Genomic DNA, 21,650 nt, shown 5'->3' with positions numbered 1-21,650 from the left:
TGACAACGCCGCCCGGAACATTGGGAGGGGAGAGCCCTGGACAGAGGGGACACCCATGGTTGCCTGGTACGAGCGCCACAGATGGGTGCAACTGCCCCTCGGCGTGAAGTTTCTCCTCAGCCTCGGCTGTCTGATGATTTTGGCGTGCGTAGTCGTCGACCTGATGTCCGGGCCGGACAGCACCCTTTCCCCGGTCCTGATTTCGGTGCCGGTGCTGGCTGCGGTGGGAGCGCGGAGGGTTTGGGCTCCGCTGACTGCGGGCGTTCTCGCGATCGTCCTGGTGTTCGTGCTCGCCCGGGCGAACCCAAGTGTGCCGACAGTGATCCACGTGAGCTCCGCGGGCTGCGTGGTGCTGGCCGCCGCCGTCACTTCCGGCGTCATCGCCCTCATGCACAGAGAGGAGCAGGCGGCGGCCCGGCTGCACAACATCACCGAAGCGGTTCAGAGGGCCCTGCTGCGCCCGCTCCCACCCCGGGTCGGTCGTCTGCAAGTGGCGGTGCGCTATGCCGCTGCGGAGCCGGACGCTCGAATCGGCGGGGATCTGTACGACCTGCTGGAGACCAAGTTCGGTGTCCGGGTGCTGCTGGGCGACGTCCGCGGCAAGGGATTCGAAGCAGTGGAGGTCGCCGCCGATGTCCTCGGCGTCTTCCGTGACGTGGCGCGAACCGAACCCGGCCTGGAAAACGTGGCCGCACGACTCGACGGCGCGATCGCCCGGCGCGGCCGGAGCGAAGATTTCGCCACCGCAATCTTGGTGACCACCGCACCGGAGGAGAACCACGCGGCCGTCATCGTCAACTGCGGCCATCCCCCACCCTTGCTGCGCCACCGCGAGGGGACCGTCACCGAGATATCGCCCGAGGCGGCCGCGCCACCGCTGGGGCTGTGCGAGCTGGCCGGTGACTGTTACCGCTTGCAGAAGGTCCCCTTCCAGCCCGGTGACCTGCTGCTGCTCTTCACCGACGGCACCTCCGAAGCCCGCAATCGGCAGGGTCACTTCTACCCGGTCGCCGAGCGGCTCCGAGGCATCGGCGAGAACGATCCGGGTGCGCTGCTCGACCGTGTGCTGGACGACCTGCGCTCATGGACCGGCGGTCGGATCCACGATGATGTGGCCTTGCTGGCCCTGCGCCGCATGCGATGGTGACGGCCCGACCGGTCCTGACTCTCCGAGCCCGGCGCCCCACTTTGCGGGACGGCCTCGGCGGTCCGGGTGCTCGGGAGTGAGCCTAAGGGCCGTGACCGGGCCCCGGATGCGATGAAACAGGAGCAGCCGCCGCTGCACTTCGGTTCCGTGCAACGGCGGCCGCGTCGGCAGGGCCGGTACTACAGCTCGCGCTCGATCTGGTTCTCGCTCACCTTGTCTTCGCGCATGGTCGCCTCGTTCTGGACGGCGTAGCGCGTCTGCGCTCCGCTGCCCTCGGCGCTCCGGATCTCGCCCCGCTGAAGCTCGTCCTGCTGGTCGCGGTACTCCACGTGCTGTCCCTTGCGGTAGGGCATGGGGATCTCCAACTCTCGTGTGGTTCGGTGAGCAGGCGACCGCGCCGGTTCGGCGGGCCGCTCCTGACGCCGGCAACTATCGGCAGGCGCACTGACAGCCCACCTCCAACGGCGCGCACCAGCAACCACTACGGGCCGAATGGGGGACGTCTCCCCGGCGGGTTGGGCGAACGACAGGTTCGAGCGCGGCTCGGGCCCAGGTGCGGCTTCGCCACCGGCGGCGAACCCCCGGTCGGCGCCGTACCGCAGGCTGTCACCCGGCCGAGCGGGAGGCCGGATCAGCAGCGGGAACCCTGAGCAAATGCAGTAACCGCCCACATCGTCAGAGCCTGTTCGTACCCTTGAGACGCGCCTACGGCCGCACGGTCCGAGGGCGCGCCGACTACGAGCGGAGACCCCGTGGGAGCTACCGTCCCGGAACCTCACAACGTGACAGGTCTGACCTCTTGCCTCGACACGGACGTCATCGATGACCAGGCGGCGCCCGTGGTCCTGTTGAGGGAGCCATGGACGTCAGGTCGGATCAGCCTCAGGCGTAGCGACCTGAGGGAGACGCGTCAGCGTCAGTACCGCACCGTACGCCCTCCGCCGCCATGAACCGCCAAGGTCAAGGATGTGCACCACATGCTCCGACCTGCAAGGACGCTGCCGAACAGCTCGCCTGCTCATCTCATCAGGAGGTACCCATGAGGATGCTGATCAACGTCCCGGAGACCGTCGTTGCGGACGCGTTGCGCGGGATGGCCGCCGCTCACCCCGAACTGACCGTGGATGTCGACAACCGTGTCGTCATGCGGCGCGACGCTCCCGTGGCCGGAAAGGTGGCGCTCGTCTCCGGGGGTGGGTCCGGGCATGAGCCGTTGCATGCCGGGTTCGTCGGGCCGGGGATGCTGTCCGCCGCCTGTCCCGGTGAAGTGTTCACCTCGCCCGTTCCTGACCAGATGGTGCGTGCCGCCGCCGCGGTCGACAGTGGCGCCGGGGTGTTGTTCGTCGTCAAGAACTACACCGGTGACGTGCTGAACTTCGAGATGGCCGCCGAACTCGCCGAGGACGAAGGCCTGCAGGTCGCCAAGGTGCTCGTTGATGACGACGTGGCCGTGACGGACAGTCTGTTCACGGCGGGGCGGCGCGGGACGGGTGCGACGCTGTTCGTCGAGAAGATCGCGGGAGCGGCAGCCGACGAGGGTGCCCCCCTGGAGCGGGTGGAGGCCGTCGCCCGGCAGGTGAACGAGGCGTCGCGGAGCTTCGGGGTGGCGCTCAGTTCCGTCACTACGCCCGCCAAGGGATCCCCCACCTTCGATCTGCCGCCCGGCGAGCTGGAACTGGGGATCGGGATCCACGGTGAGCCGGGGCGGGAACGGCGTCCGATGATGACGTCGCGTGAGATCGCCGACTTCGCGGTGCACGCGGTGCTGGACGATCTGCAGCCGACCAGTCCGGTACTCGTGCTGGTCAACGGGATGGGGGCGACGCCCCTGCTGGAGCTGTACGGGTTCAATGCCGAGGTGCAGCGGGTGCTGTCCGAGCGGCATGTCTCCGTGGCTCGTACGCTCGTGGGGAACTATGTGACTTCGCTCGACATGGCGGGATGTTCGGTGACGCTGTGCCAGCTCGACGAGGAGCTGCTGCGGCTCTGGGACGCACCTGTGGAGACACCCGCCCTCCGCTGGGGCCGCTGACAACGCCCGCCCGTACACCCATGACGATGCTTCAGGGACAAGGAGATCTTGTGCTGGACGCCGACTTCTTCCGCCGTTGGATGGCCGCAGCCGCAGCCGCGGTGGATCGCGAGGCGGATCACCTCACCGAACTCGACTCGGCGATCGGGGACGCCGACCACGGCAGCAACATGCAGCGCGGATTCACCGCGGTGACCACGGTGCTGGAGAAGGAGTCCCCGCAGACGCCGGGGGCCGTACTGATGCTTGCGGGACGGCAGTTGATCTCGACGGTCGGCGGGGCTTCGGGTCCGTTGTACGGGACGCTGCTGCGGCGTACGGGGAAGGCGCTGGGCGATGCGCCCGCGGTGACGGAGGAGCAGCTGGCCGAGGCGTTCGCCGTGGGTGTCGCGGCCGTCGCCCAGCTGGGCGGGGCGCAGGCCGGGGACAAGACCATGCTCGATGCGCTGTTGCCGGGCGCCGCGGCGCTCGGGACGTCGCCCGGAGCGGCCCGGGACGCGGCGGAGGCGGGCGCCGCCGCCACCGTACCGATGCAGGCCCGCAAGGGCAGGGCGAGCTATCTCGGTGAGCGCAGCATCGGGCACCAGGATCCGGGGGCGACGTCCTCGGCACTACTGATTGCCGCGCTTGCCGGGACGAGCGGCGCCGGTGCGGAGAACGGGGGCGTCGCATGAGCGAAGAGAAGCAGGTCGGGATCGTGCTGGTCTCGCACAGCGGGCCGGTGGCCGAGGCGGTCGCCGAGCTGGCCAGGGGGCTGGCGGCCGGGGGTGCGACGGCGCCGGTGGCCGCGGCCGGTGGCACGCAGTCGGGTGGGCTCGGCACCAGTGCGGAGCTGATCGCCGATGCCGCCCGTTCCGTCGACGCCGGCGTGGGGATCGCGGTGCTGGTCGATCTCGGCAGTGCGGTGCTCACCGTCAAGTCGATGCTGGCCGAGGGCGACGAACTGCCTGACGGGGCACGCCTGGTGGACGCGCCGTTCATCGAGGGCGCGGTGGCCGCGCTGGTCACCGCGTCGGCGGGCGGCGATCTGGCTGCGGTGGAGGCCGCGGCGTCGGAGGCGTACTCCTACCGCAAGGTGTAGGGGCCGGTGCAGGCATCGGTCCCGCACCGGGCTCTCCGCGGAGGGCCGGGTGCGGGACCGATGTGTCCACACGTGGGTGGTGGACGGGGACGTTGGTCAGGCCGCCGGAGCGGCGGCCGAAGCGGCGATGTGGATCTGCGTCCGCTGCGTCGTCCCGTTGACCGTCACCGCGAGCGTGACCGTGCCCGCCCGGAGGGCCGTGAGCGTGCCGGTGACCGGGTCGAAGACCGCCGCGTGCCGGTGGCGGGCGCCGGTCCGGTCACCGATACGGACGTTCGGGGACCCGGTCCAGTCGGCGGCCAGCGGGAACGCGACCGGAACGCTGCGGGCGCCCTGGCTGACGGTCGCCGTGACCTTCGCGGTGTTCCCGGCAGCGAGGACGGACGGAGCGTCGAGGGTCAGCGCGTCGACATGCGCCCTGGTCTGGACGGAGACCCAGTCGGGCGCGCCCTGCCACGGCGTCTGCCGGGCTGCGGCCTGTTCGCCGCGCGAGACGTGGTCCGCGCCGACGAGGGACCAGCCGGTGAAGCCGCCCTCGTCCGCCGGACCGGCCGGCGCCTTGCCGGAGTTGCCGTTGATCAGATAGGGCACACCGTCGACGTGCGAGGCGTGGAAGACCCCGACATGGCTGCCGATGAACGCGGCTCCCTTACCGGTCGTACGGCGGAAGTCGGCGAGCCACTGCTCGACCAGTGCCGCCTCCTTGCGGTCTCCCAGCTGGCTGCCCTTCTGTACGGTCGGATCGCGCGGCGGTACGTGTTCGATCAACATCACCGAGTCGATGTCGCGGTCATCGGCTGCCGCGTCGAGCTGGGCGCGCAGTTCCTTGATCTGGGCGAAGCCGCCGCCGCGCAGGGTGAGGCCGGAGGTGTCGAGTGTGATGACGCGAGTGCCCTTGTGGTCGAACGTCCGCTGGGCGGGTCCGAATTCGGTGATGAAGTTGTCGATCTTCCCGCCCATCACCTCGTGGTTGCCGGGCACGTAGTACCAGGGCAGCGAGTCGCCGAGTTCTTCGGTCAGGATCTGGTGGGCGAAGGCGAGGTCCGCGGGTGATCCCTCGTCGACGAGGTCACCGTTGATGACCAGGAAGTCGGGATGCGCCGCCTTGATCTCGCGCAGGGTGCGCCGGGCCTGGGCGACGATCGCGCTGTCCGGGTCGCGGGCGACGAACTGGGCGTCGGACATGACCGCGAACTGCCAGTCCCGGTGTTCGGTGACCGCCGCCGGATCGATCGACGGGTCGACGGGAGCCGCCTGTTCCGGCAGTTCGACGGTGGGTGGCACCTGGGCGGTGAGGTCGTCGATGACGATCTCACCGGTGTACTGCTGGGCTGCCGCCGTCTCGGCGAGGTAGAAGCGGTACACGCTGAGCGGCATGGCCGCACCCGCCGGTACCGCGAAGGTCACCTGCCGCCAGCCGGTCCAGGTGACGTACGGTCCGCGGAGCAACTGGTCGGAGCCCGCAGCGTCCTTCAGGTGCAGTGTCGGCCAGGCGCCCTTGCCGTCGCCCTTGACCCAGAGCTTGAACGACTGGGGCTGGCCGGGCACGGCGACCGGCTGGGGCGACGCGGCGTAGGCGGCGCGCGTCGCGGTCGACTGGGTGAAGTCGTAGCTGAGCTCGAGGCCGGTGCCGGTGTGGCCGTCGGGGGTGGCGGAGAGGGAGCCGCTCGCCCGGGCCTGGCTGAACTTCCAGGATCCGGCGTCGTCGAAGTCGGCGACGGCCTGTTCGGTGAGACCGACGCTGACCGCGAGGGCGGTGGTGACGCCCGCGACGGTCGCTTTGATCTGCCCGGCGCCGTTGCCGGTGCGTGAGGTGACGGTGAAGTTGCCCTGGCTGTCGTCGCGTACGTCGAAGTGGGCGTGGTCGTAGTCGAGGGTGACGTCGCGGGGTTCGACGGGGGCGCTGGTGCCGTGCGCGTCGAGTCCGACGATGCCGAAGGTGCCGATGGCTTCGGCGTCCGCGAGGCCCACCCGCCGGGTGGTCGGCTCGATCCGGGCCAGCTTGTCGAGAACGGTCAGCGTGGTACTGCCGTGGGCGGCTCCGCGTTCGGCACGGACGTCCGTGGTGCCGCTGCGGCGCGCGGTGAAGAGGCCGTTGCCGTCGACGGTTCCGGTGTCACCACGGGTGGTGCGCCAGCGCGGGGTGCCGGTGGCGGGTCCGTAGGTCTCGTCGTATCCGGTCGCGGTCAGGCGCCGGGTGAGCCCGGGGAAGACCCGCTCGGGGTGGCCTCCCTTGACCGGGTCGACGCCCGGTGCGGAGCCGGCCGGTGTGCGGGTGTCGACCCAGAAGCCGTCGAGGCGACTGCTGCCGTCGGGGGCGGTGAGTGCGAGACCGTTGGGTACGGTCCGTTCGGTGCCGTCGGAGGGGCTGTTCTCCACCTGGAGCGCGTCGCTGCCGGGCCGGCGGGCGACGAGGGTGGAGGAGCCGCCGCCGTCCAGGTTCAGTGCGCTGTACGAGCCGGCGCGCCGCATCATCAGGCCGAGTTCGGTGAGGGTCACGCCACCGCTGTCGGCCTGCCGGCCGTCGATGGTGAGGATCTGCATCGTGCGGCCGTCCTGGGAGAAGCCGACGGCGGTACGGGGCGCGGCGGTGTTGTTGCCCTCGCCGTCGTGGTTCTGGGCGACTCCGTCGACGACGAGGAGTTCCCGGCCGCCGACCGCGGTGCGCGGCAGGGGGCCGCCGTCGGTGCGTGCCCGGTAGGTCAGCGACACGGGGTCGCCCGGCCGGAGCGCCTTGATCGCGTTGGCTCCGGCCTCGCGGCCGACGAGGACCGTGGTGTCGTCGGGGACGGCGCCGGAGCCGGGGGTGGAGGACACGGACACGACCTTGCCGTCCCGTACCACCGCTTCGGCGACCGGAGTTGCGTTGTCCACGGTCAGTGCGCGGTCGGCGGTTCCCCAGGCCGAGGTGTACGCGCCCACTCCCCCGGCCGGCACATTGGCGGCGTTGTACGCGGCGAGCTGCTGCTGCCCGGACGGCAGGGTGAGCGTGCCCTCGAAGTACAGGTTCAGGATGCGGCCCGCACTGTCGGGGCCGATGCCGACGGCCCGGTTGACTCCGGGGCCGGGGACTGGACGGTTGCTCCGTCCTCGATGCCGACGCCCTCGGGCGCACCGGTCTGGTTGATGTCGAAGAAGTCGGCGTTGATGGCGGCCACGGTCCGGCGGCCGGGGCCCGCGTCGTGTCCGGCTGCGAGCTCGGAGACCGTACGCCGGTCGGACACCTTGCCGGTGGAGAGGTAGTCGGCCTGTGCGCCGCTGCCGTCGAGCTCGACGGAGAGGGAGTCGACCCGCAGCCACTTGTCCGACTCGAGCCGGTCGTAGGAACTGAGGCGGATGCCGGGTGCGATCGGGCGGGATGTGCGGGCTGTCTCGATGCCGTCGCTGTCCACGACGGATCGAGGCGCTCCGAGTGCCTTGCTCGCGGCCGGTGGTGCGACGGGTCTGAGGACCTCGGCGGCGTTACGAGGACGGGGGTCGGGGGTCGAATCGGCGACGGCGGGGGCGATGGCTCCCACCGTCATCGCGGAGACCGTCGCAAGCAGTACGAGGGCTCGCGTTGCTCTGCCGACTATGCCAGGTCCCACAGATCCTCCTGGAATGGCGGTGGTTGGGCGGGCAGTAAGCGCTGTCGGCGGACAGCATGGCCGCGCGTACCGCCACGCACCAGAGGGCCTCGGGAACCTCAGGGGAAACAGGGTGCGGCGACTCGATGACACACGTGATCATTGGGGAGACTTGACGTCATGTCGTCTCAGAAGCGCAGTGCGGGTCTCCTGCTGTTCCGGTCCACGGACGGGGGCGCCGGGTTCGAGGTACTCATCGGGCACATGGGCGGCCCGTTCTGGGCGAGGCGCGAGGCGGCGGCGTGGTCGGTCCCCAAGGGCGAGTACGGCCCCGACGAGGAGCCCGAGGCCGCTGCCCGCCGGGAGTTCGAGGAGGAGTTCGGCCGACCGGTACCGGACGGTGCGTGGGTGCCGCTCGGTGAGTCCCGTCAGGCCGGTGGCAAGTCGGTGGTCGTGTGGGCGATGGAGGCCGATGTCGATCCTGCGCGTGCCGAGCCCGGGACGTTCACCATGGAGTGGCCCCGGGGGTCCGGCGTGCAGAAGGAGTTCCCGGAGATCGACCGCTTCGCCTGGTGCACGCCGGATGAGGCGGCGGAGCGTCTCGTCACGGGCCAGCGGGTCTTCGTCGAGCGGCTGGCGGAACACGTCCGGGACGGACGCCGAGAGGCTATGCGCCGGCCGCGCGATTGATCTCCTGGCTGTGCAGGACGTGCTCGCCGGAGCCCTGCCGGCCGACGACTGCGATCATGGCGCGCCCCAAGTTGTCCGTGGTCGTCACATGGTTCGGCAGGACCCGCCGAAGCACCGGGTACAGCCAGGAGACACCGCGGTACATCCAGCGGTACGAGGCGGTCTTCGACGTCGCGCCGTGCAGCGGCTGGATGTAGCCCGGCCGGAACATGTACGCGTGGAAGTCCATCGCCAGGAGCTCGTTCTCGGTACGCCCCTTGACCCGCGCCCACGCGGTGCGGCCCTTCTCGCTGCTGTCCGTGCCTTCCCCGGACACGTACGTGAAGGTCAGCCCCGGGTTGTGGGCGGCGACCGCCCGGGCCGCGGCCAGGGTGTACGTGTACGTGATGCGGGAGTACTCCTCCTCGCTCAGACCGGCCGAGGTGACGCCGAGACAGAAGAAGCACGCGTCGAGGCCGGTGAGTTCGGCGTCGATCGCCGAGAAGTCCGTGAAGTCGCGGTGGACGACCTCACGGACCTTCGGGTGCCGCACGCCTCCGGGCGTACGGCCGACGATCAGGACGCTTTCGACCCGGTCGTCGAGCAGGCAGGCCCGCAGTACGCCTTGGCCCACCATCCCGGTGGCGCCGAAAATGATCACTCTCACAGCAGCTACTCCGGGTGGCTCGTCTCGCGTCGGTCGTGCCGCTCGAACTCTACGTGCGGGTCCCGGCGACCGGTCGACCGGCACGGAGCTCCAGTTGGTCGCCGGTGAACCTGCTGCGGAAGCTGCGGTCGTGCGAGACCACGACCACCGCTCCGGTGTACTGCGCCAGTGCAGCCTCCAGCTCCTCCACCAGGTCGAGCGCGATGTGGTTCGTCGGCTCGTCCAGCACCAGCAGATCGGCCGGGCGGGTGACCAGCCGGGCGATGGCGAGCCGTCGTTGCTGACCGACGGAGAGGGCGGCGACGGGCACCGTAAGGTCCTCCGGCCGGAACAGGCCCAGGGCGAGCAGGTGTTCCGCCCAGGTTTCGGGGTGGCCGGGACGCCCGGCCGCAAAGGTCGCAAGGAGCGTACGGCGGGTCGGCCTGGCGGGAAGTTCCTGCGGGAGGTAGCCGATCCTGGCCCGACGTCGGACCGCGCCGCGGTCAGGGCGGAGATCTCCGGCCAGGACCCGCAGCAGAGTGGTCTTCCCGGCACCGTTGGGGCCGGTGACCAGCAGTCGCTGTCCCGGATTCACCTGCCAGGCGGGCAGGTCGAGCCGGTCGCCGACCACGACGGAGTCGAGTTCGGCGAGCGGTCCCCGGTGCGGTTCGCCGTCCGCCGCCACGGTCAGTTCGGCGGTGAAGCGCAGCGGCCGGGGCGGGGCGGGCACGGGTGACCGCCGCAGCTCGTCCAGTCGGGTTCTGGCCGCCCGGACCTGCCCGGACAGCTTGGCCTCGTGCGAGCGGCGGTGCTTTCCCCAGCCCTCGTGGGGGTCCTTTCCGGTGCCGGCCAGCCGTCGGCCCGCCGCGTCGGCGAGTTCCTGCGTACGGCTCAGCTCGTCCAGCCATGACTGGTGGTTCTGCGCCCAGCGGCGGCGGGCCGCGGCCTTCGCGCTGCGGTAGCCGTCCCATCCGTCCCCGTAGCGGACGACGCTGCGCAGATCCCGGTCGACCTCCACGATCACGGTGGTGGTGCGCTCCAGGAAGGCGCGGTCGTGGGTGATGACGACGAGGGTTCCTCGGTGGGCGCGCAGGTGGTCCGCCAGCCAGTTGGTGGCATGGAGGTCGAGGTGGTTGGTGGGCTCGTCGAGCAGCAGCAGTTCCGGGGCGGAGGCCAGTACGCAAGCGAGTGCGAGCCTGGACTGTTCGCCGCCGGACAGGGTGCCGATGAAGCGGTCGCGGGTGAGGTGGCCGATCCCGAGCCCGTGCAGCGCGGCGTCGACCCGGGCATCGGCCCGGTAGCCGTCGCGTTCCTCATACGCTGTCAACAGTTCGCCGTATGCGGCAAGTTCGCCCTCGGTCGGGGTCTCGGACCTGGCCAGCGCGGCTTCCGCGGTGCGGATCCGCTGTTCCAGTTCACGCAGCTCGGCGAGTGCCGCGTCGACGGCGTCCTGCACGGTGTGGGCGGCGCCGAGCGCGAGTGTCTGGGCGAGATGGCCGATGCCGGCGTGGAACCGGACGGTGACGTCGCCGGTGTCCGGCTTCTCGGCCCCGGCCATCAGCCGGAGCAGTGTGGACTTCCCGGAGCCGTTCTCACCGATCACGCCTACGCGGTCGCCGGGACGGACGGTGAGCGACACCTGGTCGAGGACGGTTCGGTCTCCGTACGCCTTGGAGACGTCTTTCATGGTCAGTTGGGCGCGATCGTGCTGGACGGGCATGGGTGGGCTTCCCTGAGGTGACATGCCCTCGACGGCGCACGGAAAGGGCGCGGCGGGGCGGGGGTGTCCGGCGGGCGGAGAGGGGGACGCGCGGCACGCGGTGGTGACCGCACGGGTCACACGGCGACGCTCAGCGTCGCGCGGCGGCGTCCATGCCCGGAATCAGCGGAAGAAGTAGTACGAACCCATGGCGCCCAGTGTAGCCACGCCGCAGTCGGTCGACGGTGTGGCTCAACGGCAGGCATGGCCCTGGGCCCCCGGCCATCGGCGAGGAGTTGCCCCCGGCCGCACACGCTCGGCGCTCGCAGGAAAGACACCCCCGCCGAGCGGTCTCAGTGCTGCGGGCTCTCGCCCTGCGCCACCTCGATGCTGCTGTGCAGATCATGTGTCGCGTCGAGCGCGGCCGCTCCGGACAGGGCCAGGCACGCCAGCAGTGCCGCCGCGGCCGCACGGGCGACGCGCGGTCGGGGGGTCGCCCGGCCGAGCAGCGCCTCGACACGGCGCGGTACCGGCCCAGCCGTTGCGGCGAGCGCCACGCGGGGACGGCCCTCGGCCCCCTCGGCGGCGCGTGCGGCGAGCGCGGCCCGGCCGATCGCGCGCGCAGCGACCCGCCGGTCGCCGACCGCCGTGGCCGCCGCCTCGTCGGCGCAGCGCTCCAGCGCGTAGCCCATGGGCGCGCGCAGAAAGCGCAGCGCGGGGTGGCAGAGGGCGGCCAGTTCGGCGGCGGCGAGGAAGAGGTGGTGGCGACCCGCGAGGTGGGCGCGCTCGTGTGCGAGGAGGGCGTCGCGTTCGGCGGGGTCCAGGGCGCGCAGCATGCCGGTGGTGACGACGATCCGGCCGGGACTGCCCGGGAGTCCGGGCAGCGCATAGGCGTCGGGGCGGCTGTCGCGCACAACGGCCAGTTCCCCGTCCGGGCCGTAGGCCGGCGCGCCTGCGCCCTGCAGCTCCACCCAGTGGCGGCGGGCGGCACGGACGACTGCGACGATGCACCCGGCCAGCAGGGCGACCGCGGCGGCCGCGAGTGGGACGGTCACGTCGGGTGCGGCGCCGGCGAGCGGCTTCACGAGTTCGCCGACCGCGGCCACGGCGGAGAGCCGGGTCGCGCCGGGCACCACGAGCAGCACCAGGGCGAGCGTGCTGAACAGGGCGAGGCCGACGGCCGTCGAGGCGAGCAGCCGCACGGCGCGCACGGGTGACAGGGCATCCGCCAGGCGGCGGGCCGCGGGGACCGCGACGAACGGCATCAGCAGCGGAACCCACACGGCGTAGATCATCGGGCGTCTCCGTCGAGCAGTTCCCTGAGCAGCTGCTCGTCCTCGTCGGTGAGCTGCGAGACGAATCGGGCCAGCACGGTGCTGCGGTCCTCCTCCTTCTGCAGTTCGCTGTGCATCCGGCGGGCGGTGAGGCCGGGCGCGTCCTCGGTGGGCGTGTACGCGAAGCCGCGCCCGGAACGGGTGCGGCTGACCGTGCCCTTCTCGTACAGCCTGGTCAGGATCGTGGTGACGGTGGTTCGGGCCAGGGGTGCGCCGAGGGCGCCCTGCACCTGACCGGGGGTGAGCGGGGCGTCGGCCGCCCAGAGGGCCGCCAGGACGGTGGATTCCAGCTCCCCGGCCGGCCGTCGCTCCGCACCCGGCGCCCCGGACTCCGGGCCCGGCCCGCCGTGCGGTCGAGGGCTTGTCTCGCCGGGCCCGAGCGGGTCCGGATCCCCGGTCGATATCCCCTGCGCCTGGGACATGGGAACTCTCCTCCCGCTTCGGGCGTCTACAGTGATGTAGACCGTCTACACCACTGTAGTCAGTCGGGCGCCCCGCCGGACCGCCCGCTCACCATTATGGGAGGCCCTCCGCCGTGTCCGTATCCTCACTGGCGGCCGCGCCGCAAGCGGTGAACCTGCTGGACGCCGGGTCGCTGCTCGCCGCGTTCGGCGTGCTCGGCATCGCGGCCGTGCTGTTCGCCGAGACAGGGCTGCTTGTCGGCTTCTTCCTCCCCGGCGACTCCCTGCTGTTCACCGCGGGACTGCTCAGTGTCCCCGGCACACACGGCCCGGTCCATCTCGCCCTGTCCCAGGTGCTCATCGCTTCCGTGGTCGGCGCGCTGCTCGGCGCACAGACCGGGTACTGGATCGGGCGCCGCGGCGGCCGCGCCCTGCTGGCCCGGAGCCGGGCCAAGAGGCTGCACGAGGGCGCGAACCGCGCGGAGGAGCTGCTCGACAGATACGGCCATGCGCGGGCGATCGTGCTGGCCCGCTTCGTCCCCGTGGTGCGTACGGTGCTCAACCCCCTGGCCGGGGCGCTCAACGTGCCGGCCGGACAATTCACGCTCTGGCAGATCGTCGGCGGAACGATCTGGACGGTCGGGCTGGTGCTCGCGGGCTACGGGCTGGGGTCGTCTGTGCCGCATGTCGACCGCTATCTCCTCCCGATCGTCGCCGTCGTGGTCGTCGTCTCCCTCATCCCCCTCGCCGCCGAGCTGCTGCGCTCGCGCGGCCGGCGCGCCGTCGAAGGAGACCGGAGCTGATGCTGCTCGCCTCGGCCGCCACCTCGCTCGACGGTGGCCTCTACACCACGATCACCGAGCTCGCCCGGCGCTCCCCCGCCGCTCTGGACTCCACGATCCGCGCCTGCTCGGACTACGGTCTCGGGCTCTACGCCCTGCTGATGCTCGCGGCCTGGTGGCGGTCCCGCGCCGGGGACCCGGCCCGCGCGGCCATGGCACTCTGTGCGCCGCTGATCGTGGTGGCCGCCTACGGGGCCAACGATCTGCTGAAGCTCGCCGTCCATGAACAGCGGCCGTGCCGGACCCTGCATGCAGTCACCGTGGAGGTATGCCCGCCGCTGGGCGACTGGTCCTTCCCCAGCAATCACGCCGCCGTCGCGGCAGCCGCAACGGTCGTGATCCTGCTGACCGACCGTCGGCTCGGTGCGGTCGCAGTCCCTGCGGCGCTGCTGATGGCGCTGTCACGGGTCTGGATCGGTGTGCACTATCCGCACGATGTGCTCATCGGGCTGGTCACCGGCGCGCTGGTAGCCCTGCCGCTGACGGTCACCGCCCGGCGCTGCGCTCCGGCCGTCGCACGGCTGCGCGACAGCCGGCTGCGTCCGCTGGTGGCGGCGCGGTGAGCGGGGAGACCTCGGCGACGGAGCAGGCCCGGTTCGCCGAGGGTCCGGTCGCACCTCCGATCCGTACGGCGCTCGGGGCCGTACTGATCGGGGTCGTCGGACTCCTGGGCCTGACGGCGGTGGTGCTCACAGCCCGGCACGGGTCCGTCCTGCCGATCGACCGGGTCGCACACACCTGGTCCCTGCACCATCGGCCCGCCGCTCTCGTCACCGTGGCCAGGATCGTCACGGCGACGGGTACGGGCGTGTTCCCCTACGCCGCCGCCGTGGCCGCCGGGCTGACCGCCGGCCGGGACATACGCCACGGGCTGGCGTACGCGGCGGGCGCCCTGGCCTTCCTGCTGCTCGGGCAGGGGCTGCGCTTCGGCCTGATGGAAGCCATCGGACGCCCTCGCCCGGCGGTGGGCGACTGGGCGACGCACGCCTCCGGGTTCGCCTTCCCGTCCGGGCACGCGACGACATCCATGCTGATCGCGGGTCTGCTGGCGGCGGCGGTCGGTCACCGGGCGCGGCTGCGCCGGGCCCGTGCCACTGCCTCCGGCAGAAGCACCGGCACCGCCGCCGTGGCCGTCCTGCTCGGCTGCTGGGCGGCAGCCGTCGGGATGAGCCGGGTTCTGCTCGGAGTGCACTGGGCGACGGATGTGGTGGCCGGATGGCTGTTCGCCGCCGTCTGGCTGGGGATCGGGTCCATGCTGATACGGATACGCGCGGCCCCGCCCGCATCCCGCTGACGGCCGGCCGCGCGGGGGCGGGTCCCTGTGGCCGTTTCTCCGGGACCCGGGGCCATCTCGCTGCCGGAGGCGGCCGCTACCGTTGCCCCATGCCGCACTCCTCCGCGCTCCTCGTGATCGACATGCAGAACACCTTGGTGGCGATCGCTCACCGCGCCCCGGAGACGGTTGCCGTGATCGCCGGGCTCCGTGACCGCGCCAGAGCCGCCGGCGTACCGGTCGTGACGATTCAGCACCGGGGCAACGGGATGGAGGCCGGTACCGAGGGCTGGCAGATCGTGCCCGAACTCACGCCCGGCGGCGACGAGGAGGTCGTCCACAAGACCAGCGCGGACAGCTTCCTGGACACCGATCTCGACAAGACCCTCAAGGCTCTGGGAGTCACCGAGGTGGTCGTCACCGGGTTCGCGACCGAGATCTGCGTGGACACCACGGCGCGGCAGGCACTGAGCCACCGGTACGACGTGGTGCTGGTCGCCGACGGGCACACCACGTCCGTCCGCCCCGACTCCGGCGACTACGTCGCGCCGGGTCGGTCGATCGCGCACCACAACGAGATCTACCGCCACATCGACTTTCCCGGGCGGAAGATCCGCGTGCTGCCCGCGTCCGAAGTGGATTTCGCCGATCCTTCGGTGCTCCGTGTCGGGACGGATCCGTGGACGCCTGCCGCGCCGTGACTCAGAAGGCCGTCGACGAGCTCGTGCCTGGGCGCCGACGGGAGTGGAAGACCGCTCCGAGGCTGGTGGCGACCACCCGGACGGGAACGCGGGTGGGCCCGATGCCTATCGTTCGCCGAATGCCTGCGCGGCACGCCGCGCGCCCTTGCCGGCCAGTACGGGGCTGCGGTTCCCGGCCGGCGCCCTGCGCAGCGCGAGGACCGCGATGTCGTCGCGTCGTACGCCATCGGTGAAGGCGTCGAGGTCCGTATGGAGGGCGTCCAGCACCTCGCGCGACCCGCTCCCCGCCCAGCGGCCGAGCCGGGTGTCCAGCGGGTAGAAGGTGCCGGCGGCGTTGCGGGCCTCGGTCACCCCGTCGGTGAAGACCAGGAGCGTCGTACCGGACGGGAAGTCGAGCTGTTCCGCCACCCGCGGCTCGCTGCTGAGCTCGGCCATACCCAGCGGGACGGAGGTCCGCCGGAGCGGCACCGGGGCGGCCGCACCGTCATACAGCAGCCTGGGCGGCAGGTGGCCGCAGTTCACGGCCTGCACCTGGTCGCCCTCGTCGATGCCGAGGACCAGGGCGGTGACGAAACGTTCGGTCTCTCCCGTCTGGGCGGAGAAGGTGTTGTGGCGGACGACCGCGTCCTCCAGGGCGTCCACCACCCCGGTCAGGGTGGGCTCGCGGATGGCCGCTTCCCGGAACGCGCCGAGTGCGGCGAACCCCGCTCCGATGGCCGCGATCCCCTTGCCCTGGACATCGCCGATGATCACCCGTGTTCCGTAGGGCGATTCGACGACCTCGTAGATGTCGCCGCCGACCAGCCGGTCCTCCTCGATCGGGGCGTAGACCCCGTGGACGACGACATGGCCGGTCAGGACGGGCAGCGGGCGCAGGATCTGCCGCTGGAGAGCGACCGCCGCGGTGCGCAGTCTGGCGATCTCGGTGGCGTGACGGATCCGCAGCACACAGGAACCGACGCCCAGGCCACAGGCCAGCACCGTGAAGACGACGCCGCTGGCAAGATCCCAGAACGACCCGCCGGACACCAGCCGGGAAGTGACGACGACGACCATGATCCAGGTGGCGACGCCCACCGTCTGCCGGATGGTGCCGAAGACCGAGACAAATGCGGGCACGACGACCAGCAGAGGCACGATGCGCAGGTCGTTGCCGGTCATCACGTCGAGGACGACGATCACTGCGGTCAGCAGAGCCAGTCCGCCGAACAGCGCCGCGTTCCCGACCCGGGCCGCGGAGGCCTCGGCTTCCCCTGCATCGGTCACCGGCGGCACCGCACTGTGTACGGCTGCGGAGCGCTGGAGCCCGATCGTCACTGCACTGCCTCCTCGTGAAGGTGCCGGAGAGTTCCGGCACTCACCTTCCAGTGCACCCGGAATCCAGCGTTCGGCACACGAGGCTTACGGCCTCATGGGCCGTGCCGAAGGTCCCGGGACGGAGCGGACCTACGGCATTAGGTCCGGAAGTCCGGGGCCGAAGGTCCCTTCCTTCGGCCCCGGACTGCAGGAGCCGGGACACAGAAGGGGTGGCTCGACGTCAGCGCAACGCCTCTGCGCGCGCGTCGTCCGCGCCGCGGGTGCGGCCGGGCACCAGGTCCGGCGGTACGACGACGGAGAGGAACGACGTCCGGCGCCGGAGCCGGAAGCCCAGCGATTCGTAGAGCCTGATCGCGTTGGTGTTGGTCGCCGACGCGTGCAGGAAGGGCGTTTCGCCGCGCTCCCTGATCTCGTGGGCGACGGCGAGGACGAGCCGGGTGGCGAGCCCCTGGCCACGCACGGTTTCATCCGTGCAGACGCCGCTGATCTCGCTCCAGCCGGTCGGGTGCAGCCGTTCCCCGGCCATGGCGACGAGGGCCCCGTCGCGACGGATACCCAGGTAGGTGCCGAGCTCGACGGTGCGCGGCAGGAACGGTCCGGGGCGGGTCCGTGCGACCAGGTCGAGCATCTCCGGCACATCGGCCGGGCCGAGGAGGACGGCCTCCGGATCCGTGGCCCCTGCCACCCCGTCGTCGACGAGCTGGACGCCCTCCGCGCTGAAGGTGACCTCCCAGTCGCCGGGCGGCGGCTCACGCAACGCGGTGAGGGTGACGGACGCTCCGGGGCCGGCGAGTGCGGCGACGTCGGCCCAGTCCTCCGCGTCCGGCAGGTCCGGCAGCGCGAGCCAGGGTGAGACGTCGGTCGGATAGCGCAGAACGCGGCCCGAGCGCTCGGCGAAATGGGCGTGCGGTCCGGTCAGCGAGGCGCGGGCCGGGTTGTCCAGCGGGTGTGCCCCGGGGACGGTGGGGTGCGCGGCGCTCATGCGGCGGCCACCTCGATCACGATCTTGCCGCGGGTGTGTCCGCTCTCCACCGCTCGCAGCGCCGCGGCAGCTTCGGCGAGCGGGTAGGTCTGCGTCACGTACGCATTGAATGCACCACTGACGGCAAGGCTGGCCACTTCGTCGAGGACGGCGGCGGTACGGGCCCGGACGACGGCTGCCCCGCCGAGTTCCACGGCGAGGGGCTTGCCCCCTGCGCTGATCAGCCGCTTCCGGTCCGTGAGCAGCTCCGCGACGGCCCGCAGGGCATCACCGCCGACCAGGTCGTAGACCGCGTCGACCCCGTCCGGGGCGACTGCCCGCACGCGGTCGACGACGCCGGGCCCCGACGGTACGTGCACGGCGCCGAGCGACTCGACGAAGCCCTTCTTGGCCTGGCTCGACGTACCGATGACCCGGACCCCGAAGTGACGTGCGAGTTGGACCGCGGCCACACCGACGCCGCCTCCGGCGCCGTTGATCAGCAGGGTCGATCCGGGCGCGGGGTCCAGCTGGCGAATGCCGTCGTACGCGGTGGCCGCCGCGACCGGCAGCGCGGCCGCGTCGGTGAACGACAGGCCCTCCGGCTTGTGCGCGGTGACCGCGACGGGCATCAGGGTGTACTCGGCGTAACCACCGGTCAGCGGATTTCCGAAGACCGCGTCCCCGACTTCGAATCCTTCGGCGCCGGGGCCGACCTGCTCGACCACCCCGGCCGCTTCGCTGCCGAACACGGCGGGATATTGCGGCGGTGCGCTGCCGGGCCTGGTGTATCCGTCGCGCAGCTTCCAGTCGACCGGGTTGACCCCGGCGGCACGGACCGCCACGAGCAGCTCACCGGGCCCGGGGGCAGGGGCCTCCTGCTCGACGAAAGCTTCCACCTCCGGTCCGCCGCTGCGGGTGAATACGTACGCCTTCGGCATGAGCTCCCTCGCTCCGGTTCATGGCATCGGCCATCTGGGCAGCCGCTACCGGCCACAGCTGCAAGAGCTCCGTGCGGCATGCATGTATTCCCGGGTGGTGGACTGTTCACAGGGTCGCAATGAATTCGGGTCGGGCCGGGTACGCACACCGATCGGCCCCGCCCGGCCGCCGTACACGGTCGATCTGCTCTGCGCCGGCCACGAGCCGGGCCGTATCGAGATCCGCCGGACCCGACTGCACCCGCACGCACAGAGCCTGGTCAGGTCGCACTGCGCGGACTCGGTGGAGTGCGTACCGGTGATGTCGGGCCAGGCGACGCCGATGACGGACGACGTCGCTCATCCGCCGGAGACGAGGGGACACGGGCCGCCTTCTCGGGACTCAGCAGCCACCACTGCACGGCGCGGGACCGGCCCGCCGCCACGCACATCCTCGTCGGACACTCGCGCGCCGGACGGCGCCCACCATCCGGTCCGGGATCGATTTCCACTCAACTGCCCACGGGCCCGTGCCGGTCGGGCCCCATTCGGTCGCCGCCTGTGGCAGGCTGGTGCCGACCGCCCCACCGGGCTCCCCCGTACCGGTGGGGCGGTTCTGCGCGGCTCCTGCCGCCGCCACTCCCCCACATTGCGGCCTGATGAAATCAGACCAGCGCCCGGGCGCCCGCCGCCGCATGCCCACCGGTCTCCGCGCACCCCTGCGGACGTGGCACCGCGAGACGAGATCAGCCCCGACACCGTACCGGCCCCGGCCTTCGGGATCCCGTCCGGCGCTTCCACGGCCGCCTGACCGCACCACAACGCCACGCCGTCGCTTCGACGAGGTCGTACGGTACGGGGTACCCCTCGTCCGACAGGCGGGGCGGCCGGCAGAAATGCTCTGGCAGGGCCGCGGCCAGGACTGATAGGACTTCGGGATGTCGAACAAATCCCGTGCGTCCCTTGACCGCTTGGAACTGCTGCTCGCCGAGCGGGCCTGCGAACGTCTCGTCATCGAGTTCGTCCGCCGGCTCGATCTCGGAGAACCCCCCACGGTCGCGGAGCTGTTCACCCCCGACGGCACATGGGAATGGCCCGGCGGCGAGCGTCGCATCGTGGGGCGCCAGGCGCTGCGTGACTATTTCGGCGGCCGGCCGGCAGACCGGCTGTCACGGCGGATGTGTACGAACATCCTGGTCACAGTGGACTCGGCGACGACCGCGTCGTCGACGACGTACTTCGCCACCTATCGGATGGACGGCAGGAGCGACAGCCTGCCGTCGCCCCGGCTGCCCGCCAACGTCGGGCACTACGAGGACACGTTCCGCAAGGTCGACGGGGTCTGGCTGCTCGCCTCACGCACCACGATCCTCGCCTTCGGCGGGGCCACGGAGCGCGTGGCCCCGGCTCCCGTCGCGGTCGCCGACGGTCAGTCGCCCGGCTACTCCGCCGGACGGCCCGCGTAGTAGGTGGCGATCATGTCCTCGTCGCCGTGGCCGGCCGCCTCCGCGCGCTCGAACCGGTCGGCCGACGCGGCGACCAGGTCCAGGATCACCCCGGACCGTCCGGCGGCCTCGAGGATGAGGCGGGTGTCCTTGAGCGCGGTGGACAGGGCGAAGCTGGGGGTGAGGTCGCCGGAGAGCACCGCCGCGGACTTGCCCTGGAGGTAGGCGGAGTCCAGCGGGCCGCCCCTCATCACGTCGAGGAACGACTGCGGGTCGATATCCAGTCCCTCGGCAAGATTGAGGCATTCGGCGATGCTGCCCACCATGTTGATCACCCAGGTGTTGACCACGAGCTTCAGTCGCGAGGCCTCCCCGGGTACCTCGCCGACCCAGATCGTGCGCTGCCCGATCGCATCCAGCACCGGGTCCACCGAGGGCCGGACAGCGGACGGGCCGGAGACGAGGACCGTCAACGCACCCTGTTCCGCAGGCTGTTTGGTGCCGACGACCGGAGCGTCAAGATAGACGAGTCCCAAGTCCGCGGCCCGTTGGGCGAGATCGGCGGTGGCGTCGGGTCCGACGGTGGAGCTCTGCAGCAGGATCTGACCGCTGTGCACGCCCGACGCGGCAGCGGTGAGTGCGGCGGCGACCGACAGGCCGTCGTTGAGCATGGTCACGATGACATCCGCGCCCCGTACGGCTTCCTCCGCCGTCTCTGTGACCGTGGCACCGTCGGCGGCGAGAGGAGCCGCCTTGGACTGCGTACGGTTCCAGGCGCGGACGCCGAGTCCCGTCCGGAGCAGGCTCCGCGCCATCCCTGATCCCATGATCCCGGTACCGAGGACGGCCACGGTCGGCCGCTTGCGGGTGACTTGGACAGGTGTGGACGTCATGAGAGCGTGGTCCCTTCGTCGGCCGCGCCCCGCGCCGGCGCGGGGCGGTGAGAGGTCAAGGTTGCCGCAATGCGCCGTCGAGCACAGCACCGTGCACTGCTCTGGCGAGTCGCGATCCCCACCGCGAGCGCGGACCCGCGAAGGGCTGCGCCACGGCCCCCTGTCCGGGCTCGGGCGCGGCGACGCACACGGCGTCCGTGGGAGTACCGGAGCAGTCGAGTCCCGCGTCCAGGAGCGCCTGGACCTTCGCCTCGGTGGCGGTCGCGACCGCGTTGACCAGTGCGGCGTCGGACAGAGCCACCGGGACCGTGACGACGATGTTGACCGTGCCCGGCGGCGGCGGTCCGTCGGTGCCCGCAGCCGGGTCGGCAGCCCAGCCCCGTACACCGAGGCCACTGGTCACGGTGGCGGTCACCCCCTCGTCGGCGGCGACCGTGTACGCGGTGACATCGGCCGCCGTCATCAGCGCGGCGCCGGGGCCGGCAAGGGCCTCCGCGGCAGCGATCTCGGCAAGGTGGGCATCGGGGTCGAGCCGCGGATAGCCGCCGGGAACCTGCGCGTTGAGGATCCATGCGCGCGGACCGATGCCGCCGCCGAGCACGGCGCTGCTGCACACCCGCCAGCCGGGTCCGAGCCGCCAGACGAGATGGTGCAGGGCGAGGCCGTCCTCCTGCCGGGCCAGCAGCTCGACGCGCCGGCGGGGCGGGCGGACGAGTACGGAAC

General features: G+C 71.6%; 20 protein-coding genes and 1 pseudogene. 10 read left to right on the top strand and 11 right to left on the bottom strand.

Features of this window, described 5'->3' with window-relative positions:
• Positions 1-55: 55 nt before the first annotated feature.
• A complete protein-coding gene (locus ACFYP5_RS34140) occupies positions 56-1,147 on the top strand; it encodes a PP2C family protein-serine/threonine phosphatase (protein ID WP_389043018.1) in 1,092 nt (363 codons plus the stop codon).
• A gap of 179 nt (positions 1,148-1,326) precedes the next feature.
• Here the strand turns inward: ACFYP5_RS34140 and ACFYP5_RS34135 are convergent, their stop codons facing one another.
• Positions 1,327-1,500, bottom strand: coding sequence for a hypothetical protein (locus ACFYP5_RS34135; protein WP_267009726.1), 174 nt, complete (start codon positions 1,498-1,500; stop codon positions 1,327-1,329).
• Positions 1,501-2,186: 686 nt separating this feature from the next.
• On the opposite strand from ACFYP5_RS34135, the gene dhaK reads away from it, so the two are divergent.
• Genes dhaK through ACFYP5_RS34120 form a run of 3 tightly spaced genes read left to right on the top strand, consistent with a single transcriptional unit; the run spans position 2,187 to position 4,260 of the window.
• The gene (gene dhaK, locus ACFYP5_RS34130) at positions 2,187-3,179 is read left to right on the top strand and encodes a dihydroxyacetone kinase subunit DhaK (RefSeq protein ID WP_389043016.1); all 993 of its coding nucleotides are present in this window, start codon (positions 2,187-2,189) and stop codon (positions 3,177-3,179) included.
• A 50-nt stretch (positions 3,180-3,229) separates the two neighbouring features.
• Positions 3,230-3,853 carry a dihydroxyacetone kinase subunit DhaL gene (gene dhaL / locus ACFYP5_RS34125; RefSeq protein WP_389043087.1) on the top strand — a complete coding sequence of 208 codons (624 nt, stop codon included), beginning with the start codon at positions 3,230-3,232 and terminating at the stop codon, positions 3,851-3,853.
• Positions 3,850-4,260 carry a PTS-dependent dihydroxyacetone kinase phosphotransferase subunit DhaM gene (locus ACFYP5_RS34120; RefSeq protein ID WP_389043015.1) on the top strand — a complete coding sequence of 137 codons (411 nt, stop codon included), beginning with the start codon at positions 3,850-3,852 and terminating at the stop codon, positions 4,258-4,260. Before dhaL ends, ACFYP5_RS34120 begins: the two co-directional genes overlap by 4 nt.
• Positions 4,261-4,356: 96 nt before the next feature.
• Here the strand turns inward: ACFYP5_RS34120 and ACFYP5_RS34115 are convergent.
• Positions 4,357-7,784 (bottom strand): annotated as a pseudogene (locus ACFYP5_RS34115) (phosphodiester glycosidase family protein).
• A 222-nt stretch (positions 7,785-8,006) separates the two neighbouring features.
• Here ACFYP5_RS34115 and ACFYP5_RS34110 point away from each other — a divergent pair.
• Positions 8,007-8,516, top strand: coding sequence for an NUDIX domain-containing protein (locus tag ACFYP5_RS34110; protein WP_389043013.1), 510 nt, complete (start codon positions 8,007-8,009; stop codon positions 8,514-8,516).
• Here the strand turns inward: ACFYP5_RS34110 and ACFYP5_RS34105 are convergent.
• The 4 genes from ACFYP5_RS34105 to ACFYP5_RS34090 all read right to left on the bottom strand — a co-directional run bounded on the left by ACFYP5_RS34105 (position 8,494) and on the right by ACFYP5_RS34090 (position 12,596).
• Positions 8,494-9,162, bottom strand: coding sequence for an NAD-dependent epimerase/dehydratase family protein (locus ACFYP5_RS34105; protein WP_389043011.1), 669 nt, complete (start codon positions 9,160-9,162; stop codon positions 8,494-8,496). The two genes, ACFYP5_RS34110 and ACFYP5_RS34105, sit on opposite strands and share 23 nt — an antisense overlap.
• 49 nt (positions 9,163-9,211) lie before the next feature.
• The gene (abc-f, locus tag ACFYP5_RS34100) at positions 9,212-10,861 is read right to left on the bottom strand and encodes a ribosomal protection-like ABC-F family protein (RefSeq protein ID WP_389043009.1); all 1,650 of its coding nucleotides are present in this window, start codon (positions 10,859-10,861) and stop codon (positions 9,212-9,214) included.
• Between the two features lie 332 nt (positions 10,862-11,193).
• Positions 11,194-12,135: a M48 family metalloprotease gene (locus tag ACFYP5_RS34095; RefSeq protein WP_389043008.1), complete on the bottom strand. Its 942-nt coding sequence runs from the start codon at positions 12,133-12,135 to the stop codon at positions 11,194-11,196.
• Positions 12,132-12,596, bottom strand: coding sequence for a BlaI/MecI/CopY family transcriptional regulator (locus ACFYP5_RS34090; RefSeq protein WP_389043006.1), 465 nt, complete (start codon positions 12,594-12,596; stop codon positions 12,132-12,134). Before ACFYP5_RS34090 ends, ACFYP5_RS34095 begins: the two co-directional genes overlap by 4 nt.
• A gap of 113 nt (positions 12,597-12,709) precedes the next feature.
• On the opposite strand from ACFYP5_RS34090, the gene ACFYP5_RS34085 reads away from it, so the two are divergent.
• The 4 genes from ACFYP5_RS34085 (at position 12,710) to ACFYP5_RS34070 (ending at position 15,391) form a co-directional block, all read left to right on the top strand.
• A complete protein-coding gene (locus tag ACFYP5_RS34085; RefSeq protein WP_389043005.1) occupies positions 12,710-13,378 on the top strand; it encodes a DedA family protein in 669 nt (222 codons plus the stop codon).
• Complete coding sequence (locus ACFYP5_RS34080; RefSeq protein ID WP_389043003.1) at positions 13,378-13,980, top strand: phosphatase PAP2 family protein; 603 nt, start codon at positions 13,378-13,380, stop codon at positions 13,978-13,980. Before ACFYP5_RS34085 ends, ACFYP5_RS34080 begins: the two co-directional genes overlap by 1 nt.
• Positions 13,977-14,711 carry a phosphatase PAP2 family protein gene (locus tag ACFYP5_RS34075; RefSeq protein ID WP_389043001.1) on the top strand — a complete coding sequence of 245 codons (735 nt, stop codon included), beginning with the start codon at positions 13,977-13,979 and terminating at the stop codon, positions 14,709-14,711. The genes ACFYP5_RS34080 and ACFYP5_RS34075 overlap by 4 nt, the downstream gene beginning before the upstream one ends.
• Before the next feature lie 89 nt (positions 14,712-14,800).
• Positions 14,801-15,391, top strand: coding sequence for an isochorismatase family protein (locus ACFYP5_RS34070; RefSeq protein WP_389042999.1), 591 nt, complete (start codon positions 14,801-14,803; stop codon positions 15,389-15,391).
• Positions 15,392-15,496: 105 nt separating this feature from the next.
• Here the strand turns inward: ACFYP5_RS34070 and ACFYP5_RS34065 are convergent, their stop codons facing one another.
• The 3 genes from ACFYP5_RS34065 to ACFYP5_RS34055 form a co-directional block, all read right to left on the bottom strand.
• Positions 15,497-16,708, bottom strand: coding sequence for a PP2C family protein-serine/threonine phosphatase (locus ACFYP5_RS34065; protein WP_389042998.1), 1,212 nt, complete (start codon positions 16,706-16,708; stop codon positions 15,497-15,499).
• Positions 16,709-16,928: 220 nt separating this feature from the next.
• Positions 16,929-17,690, bottom strand: a complete 762-nt coding sequence (locus ACFYP5_RS34060; protein ID WP_389042997.1) for a GNAT family N-acetyltransferase — start codon at positions 17,688-17,690, stop codon at positions 16,929-16,931.
• A complete protein-coding gene (locus ACFYP5_RS34055; protein WP_389042995.1) occupies positions 17,687-18,610 on the bottom strand; it encodes an NADP-dependent oxidoreductase in 924 nt (307 codons plus the stop codon). The genes ACFYP5_RS34060 and ACFYP5_RS34055 overlap by 4 nt, the downstream gene beginning before the upstream one ends.
• A 917-nt stretch (positions 18,611-19,527) precedes the next feature.
• On the opposite strand from ACFYP5_RS34055, the gene ACFYP5_RS34050 reads away from it, so the two are divergent.
• The gene (locus tag ACFYP5_RS34050) at positions 19,528-20,055 is read left to right on the top strand and encodes a nuclear transport factor 2 family protein (RefSeq protein WP_389042994.1); all 528 of its coding nucleotides are present in this window, start codon (positions 19,528-19,530) and stop codon (positions 20,053-20,055) included.
• Here ACFYP5_RS34050 and ACFYP5_RS34045 read toward each other — a convergent pair.
• Both ACFYP5_RS34045 and ACFYP5_RS34040 read right to left on the bottom strand, forming a co-directional pair.
• Positions 20,031-20,927 carry an NAD(P)-dependent oxidoreductase gene (locus tag ACFYP5_RS34045; protein ID WP_389042992.1) on the bottom strand — a complete coding sequence of 299 codons (897 nt, stop codon included), beginning with the start codon at positions 20,925-20,927 and terminating at the stop codon, positions 20,031-20,033. The genes ACFYP5_RS34050 and ACFYP5_RS34045 overlap by 25 nt on opposite strands.
• Before the next feature lie 55 nt (positions 20,928-20,982).
• Positions 20,983-21,612, bottom strand: coding sequence for an adenosylcobinamide amidohydrolase (locus ACFYP5_RS34040; protein WP_389043085.1), 630 nt, complete (start codon positions 21,610-21,612; stop codon positions 20,983-20,985).
• Positions 21,613-21,650: the final 38 nt, after the last annotated feature.

This window comes from Streptomyces sp. NPDC005262, assembly GCF_042872425.1.
Classification (GTDB): Bacteria; Actinomycetota; Actinomycetes; order Streptomycetales; family Streptomycetaceae; genus Streptomyces.
This window is presented reverse-complemented; position numbering and strand designations above follow the sequence as displayed.